At 72.5% G+C, this 4,199-nt stretch carries 7 protein-coding genes; 3 read left to right on the top strand and 4 right to left on the bottom strand.

Annotated features, from left to right (window positions below; genetic code table 11):
* The 3 genes from ACZJYS_RS23090 to ACZJYS_RS23080 form a co-directional block, all read right to left on the bottom strand.
* A partial coding sequence (locus tag ACZJYS_RS23090) for a metal ABC transporter permease (RefSeq protein WP_493180470.1) occupies window positions 1-222 on the bottom strand: 222 nt, incomplete at its 3' end.
* The gene (locus tag ACZJYS_RS23085) at window positions 222-983 is read right to left on the bottom strand and encodes a metal ABC transporter ATP-binding protein (RefSeq protein WP_493180469.1); all 762 of its coding nucleotides are present in this window, start codon (window positions 981-983) and stop codon (window positions 222-224) included. The genes ACZJYS_RS23085 and ACZJYS_RS23090, both read right to left, overlap by 1 nt.
* Complete coding sequence (locus ACZJYS_RS23080) at window positions 980-1,105, bottom strand: hypothetical protein (RefSeq protein WP_493180468.1); 126 nt, start codon at window positions 1,103-1,105, stop codon at window positions 980-982. Before ACZJYS_RS23080 ends, ACZJYS_RS23085 begins: the two co-directional genes overlap by 4 nt.
* A gap of 130 nt (window positions 1,106-1,235) precedes the next feature.
* On the opposite strand from ACZJYS_RS23080, the gene ACZJYS_RS23075 reads away from it, so the two are divergent.
* Window positions 1,236-2,549 carry a DUF445 domain-containing protein gene (locus tag ACZJYS_RS23075; RefSeq protein WP_493180467.1) on the top strand — a complete coding sequence of 438 codons (1,314 nt, stop codon included), beginning with the start codon at window positions 1,236-1,238 and terminating at the stop codon, window positions 2,547-2,549.
* Window positions 2,550-2,560: 11 nt separating this feature from the next.
* Here the strand turns inward: ACZJYS_RS23075 and ACZJYS_RS23070 are convergent, their stop codons facing one another.
* Window positions 2,561-2,737, bottom strand: a complete 177-nt coding sequence (locus ACZJYS_RS23070) for a hypothetical protein (RefSeq protein ID WP_181377958.1) — start codon at window positions 2,735-2,737, stop codon at window positions 2,561-2,563.
* Window positions 2,738-3,179: 442 nt separating this feature from the next.
* Between ACZJYS_RS23070 and ACZJYS_RS23065 the strand changes: the two genes are divergently transcribed.
* Together ACZJYS_RS23065 and efp are read left to right on the top strand one after the other, a co-directional pair.
* Window positions 3,180-3,419 (top strand): hypothetical protein, encoded by a 240-nt coding sequence (locus ACZJYS_RS23065; RefSeq protein WP_109515164.1) that lies wholly within the window; start codon window positions 3,180-3,182, stop codon window positions 3,417-3,419.
* Between the two features lie 139 nt (window positions 3,420-3,558).
* The gene (gene efp, locus ACZJYS_RS23060) at window positions 3,559-4,125 is read left to right on the top strand and encodes an elongation factor P (protein ID WP_109515163.1); all 567 of its coding nucleotides are present in this window, start codon (window positions 3,559-3,561) and stop codon (window positions 4,123-4,125) included.
* Window positions 4,126-4,199 lie beyond the last annotated feature (74 nt).

The following is a 4,199-nucleotide window of genomic DNA, read 5'->3' as shown; positions in this document are numbered from 1 at the left end:
CCCCGCCACCAGGAAGCCGGCGGCGATGCCGGGCAGGATGCCATGCGCCAGCACGTCGGCCGTCAGGCTCATCCGCCGCAGCACCAGGAACACGCCGAGCGGCGGCGCCGCCAGCGACAGGGCAAGGCAGCCCACCAGCGCCCGGCGCAGGAAGCCGAACTCGGCGAAGGGCGACCACAGCAGGTCGTAGAGGGGCAGGCCGTAGAGGGAAAGCCCGCTCATCAGGCGGCGCTGCGCGCGTCCGGCGGCAGGCCGCAGTCCTCGGCGTCGGCATCCCAGCCCTCGGACATCATGCGGGCCTTCAGCCGGTTGGCGGCGGTCAGCACCTCGGCGGTCGGCCCCCAGGCGATGGGCTCGCGCGCCAGCAGCAGCGTGCGCGGGAATTGCTGCCGCACCAGCTCGAGGTCGTGCAGCACGGCCAGGATGGTGCGGCCCTCGCCATGCCAGCGGTGCACCAGCGCCAGCAGGTCGGCCGCGGTGCGGGAATCGACGGCGTTGAACGGCTCGTCCAGCAGGATCACCGGCGCGTCCTGCACCAGCAGGCGGGCGAACAGAACGCGCTGGAACTGGCCGGTGGAGAGGCTGCCCACCGGGCGCCCCTCGAACCCCTCCAGCCCCACCGCCGAGAGGGCCTCGCGCGCCGCGCGCCTCTCGGCCGGGCGCAGGGCGCGGAAGGCGCCGGCGCGCGACCAGTGGCCGAACATCACCACGTCAAGGCAGGAGATCGGGAAGGCGCGGTCCAGCGCCGCGGCCTGCGGCAGCAGCGCGATGGCGTGGCGCGGCGCGCGCAGCCCGCCCTCCCGCGCCGGGTGCAGCCCGGCGATGGCGCGCAGCAGGGTGGACTTGCCGGCGCCGTTGGGGCCGACGATGGCGGTCAGGCTGCCGGGCGCGAAGCGGCCGGAGATGTGGTGCACCGCCGGCCGGCGCCCATGCGTCAGCGTCAGGTCGGTGAGGGTGATGCCCGCCGCGTCCGCGCCGCTCATGCCGCCAGGGCCCAGAACACGCCGCCCCACAGCAGCGCCAGCAGCAGCGCCGCCAGCGCGAGGCGCGCCAGGGCGCCGGAGGAAAGGGCCAGGGGGTCGGCCAGTGGAAGGGTGGGGAGCATCGCCATATGTTATGAAATAACATCTTCTCCGGCGCAGACAAGCCGCACACCGGGGGATCGTGGCCAGGCACGGCGTATTGTCGGGCGTGCCGCCTCCCGCCAGGGGGTGTGGCGCACTACCTTCGGCGGGATGCCTGCCTCGCCCCCTCCCCCGGCTTCCCTTCCTCCGGACTTCCTCCTCCCGGACCCCGACGCCGAGCTGCGCCGCAACCTCGTCCGCCACCGGCGCTTCGCCACCGGCCTGCTGGTGCTGATGGCGGCGCTGATGCTGGGCGCCTACCAGCTGCCGCCCGGCTACTGGGCGGAGCTGCTGCAGGCCTCGGCCAAGGCGGGGCTGGTGGGCGGGCTGGCGGACTGGTTCGCCGTCACCGCGCTGTTCCGCCGGCCGCTCGGCCTGCCCATCCCGCACACCGCCATCATCCCCAACCAGAAGGCGCGGCTGGGGCGCGGCCTCGGGCGCTTCGTGGCCAACCACGTCTTCACCGAGGCGGAGTTGCAGCGGGTGATGGCGCGGGTGGACGTGGCCGGGCTGCTGCGCCGCGTGCTGGCCGACCCGGCGACCGCCCGCCCCGCCGCCGAGGCGCTGGCCGCCAGCCTGCCCGCCCTGCTGAACGCGGTGGAGGATGGCCGCGCCCGCCGCCTGATCCAGCGGCTGCTGCCACGCATGGTCTCCGGCCCCGGCGCGGCGCGGCTGCTGGCCCGCATGCTGCGGGCACTGATGGCGGGCGGCCAGCACCAGGCGGTGTTCGGCCTGGCGCTGGAGCAGCTCAAGGCCCTGCTGGCGGCGAAGGAGGACGATTTGCGCGCCGCCATCCAGGCGCGGGTGCGGGCCGAGGGCGGCGCGCTGGTGGGCTGGCTGGCCGGCGCCGCCGTGGCCCGCCGCATCCTCGGCACCATCAACCAGGAGCTGGACCGCACGGAGCCGGGCGACAGCACGCTGCGCATCGCCTTCGAGGCCTGGCTGAACACCGAGATCGAGAAGCTGGAGACCGACCCGGAGCGCGCCGCCGCCATCGGCCGCGCGCTGCGCGAGGCGGCCTCCCACCCCACCGTGGCGGCCTGGCTGATGGATGTGTGGGGCCGCCTCAAGCGCAGCCTGGCCGCCGACGCCGCCGCCCCCGACAGCCGCGCCGCGGCGATGATGGAAGGGCTGTTCGCCAATCTCGGCACCCTGCTGGAGGAGGACCCGGCAGCGCGGGAGCGGGTGAACACGCTGGCGCAGCAGGCGGTGCGCGGCACGCTGGGCGCCGCCCAGGGCCAGCTGGCCGACTTCATCGCCGGCGTGGTGGCGCGCTGGGACACGGCGACGGTGGTGGAGAAGATCGAGCTCCGCGTCGGGCGCGACCTGCAGTTCGTGCGGGTGAACGGGACGCTGGTGGGCTTCCTGGCGGGGGGCGCGCTGTTCATGCTGCTCACGGCGGTGTTCGGCCGCGTGGCGCACTGAGCCGGCGCGGCTCAGCGCCGCTCGGGAGCCGGCCGTGGCTCCGCGCCCTGCGCACGCAGCCAGGGGTTGTGCTCGACCAGCACCCGCAGATCGGCCTCCACCATGGACAGTACCATGGCGGCCAGCATCTGGCCCGTCGCCCAGGCGGCATCCTGCGCCTCCGCCACGGAGCGGATGACGGTGTCCATGCGCTGGGGCGCAGTCTCCCGGGTGGTTCTGGAAGGCAGAGGCATGGGTTTTCCGCAGGTGCAGGCGCCTCTTGCCCATCTATCCTGCCGGCGACGAGAGATTATTATTTCGCCATGAATACGAAAAATAAGAATATTATCATTTTCTGTTAGCGCCGGTTTTTCAGGCGTCGCCCGTGCTGTCGCGGGACCAATTGTTTCGCCCTGTCGGCTGCCGGAAAATTCTTCTTGCGAGCTCCGGGAAAGACCTGCATCTGCAGCATGACAATTATGCGCCAGCCATGGCGGCATCGCTCCTGTGCCCCGCGCAAGAACGGGTCGAGATTTGCACGACGCTGATTCGCCTCCGCCTTGCCCGAACCGGAGCTGCCCACCGCCCGGCCAGGCAGGCGGCCCTTCCTGCGCCCCGGCTGCACCGGCGGATCTTCGCGCCCTCGCCGCGATGGAGCGCGAGCTGCTGCATTCCGCCATCCGGCGCGCCCTGCGGCACATGATGGGCGACGCGCAGGACCCCGCCGCCTTCCTGGCCGACGTGCAGGGGGAACTGGCTTCGGTCCTGGCCGGCGCGGAGCAGGAAAGCCAGGCGCTGCTGCTGGCCGAGTTCGAGGCGGTGCTGCGTTGCCTGCGGGCCGAGGCATCCCGCCCCGCCGCGCCGGGCAGGAGCGGCCCGGGCGCCGCATAAGGGCCGCCCGCGCCATGCGGGCCGTGCCGCCAAGGTTGCTTCCCGCCGCGCGGAGCGTTAAACGCCCGCCGCCCGGGCCGTGGCGGTCATGCCGCCTGCCCATTCGTTCCTTCAGCCCGATGAAGCAGGTGCCAAGCCCATGAAGCAGCAGGCCAACCAGATGCGGCCCGGTCAGGTCATCGAGTATGAGGGCCGGCGCTGGACGGTCCTGAAGATCCAGATCATCACCCCGGGCAAGGGCGGCGCCTTCATCCAGGTCGAGATGCGTGACATCAAGACCGGCACCAAGAAGGACGACCGCTGGCGCACCGCCGACACGGTCGAGCGCCTGATGACCGAGGACAAGGAGTTCACCTACTCCTACGCCGATGGCGAGAACCTCGTGCTGATGGACCCCGAGACCTTCGAGCAGACGATCGTCCCCGGCGCGATCCTGGGCGACCGCCTGCCCTTCCTGGCCGAGAACATGACGGTCTCGGTCAAGCTGATCGAGGGCGACCCGGTGGCCATGGAGCTGCCGCAGACCGTGACGCTGGAGGTGGCCGAGGCCGACCCGGTGGTGAAGGGGCAGACCGCCTCCTCCTCCTACAAGCCGGCCGTGCTCTCCAACGGCGTGAAGACCATGGTGCCGCCCTTCGTCACCGCCGGCGAGAAGATCGTGGTGAAGACCGAGGACGCCTCCTACGTCGAGCGCGCCAAGGGCTGATCGCCCGCCACCCGCCGCCGGCCCCCTGCTGCCCGGGGTCGTCGGCGGGGCCAGGGCCTCCTGCCCTGGCAGAT

The sequence above is a fragment of the Roseomonas sp. TS2 genome, from assembly GCF_058833935.1.
The sequence above is the reverse complement of the archived record's forward strand: the minus strand, read 5'-3'. Positions and strand labels throughout refer to the sequence as shown.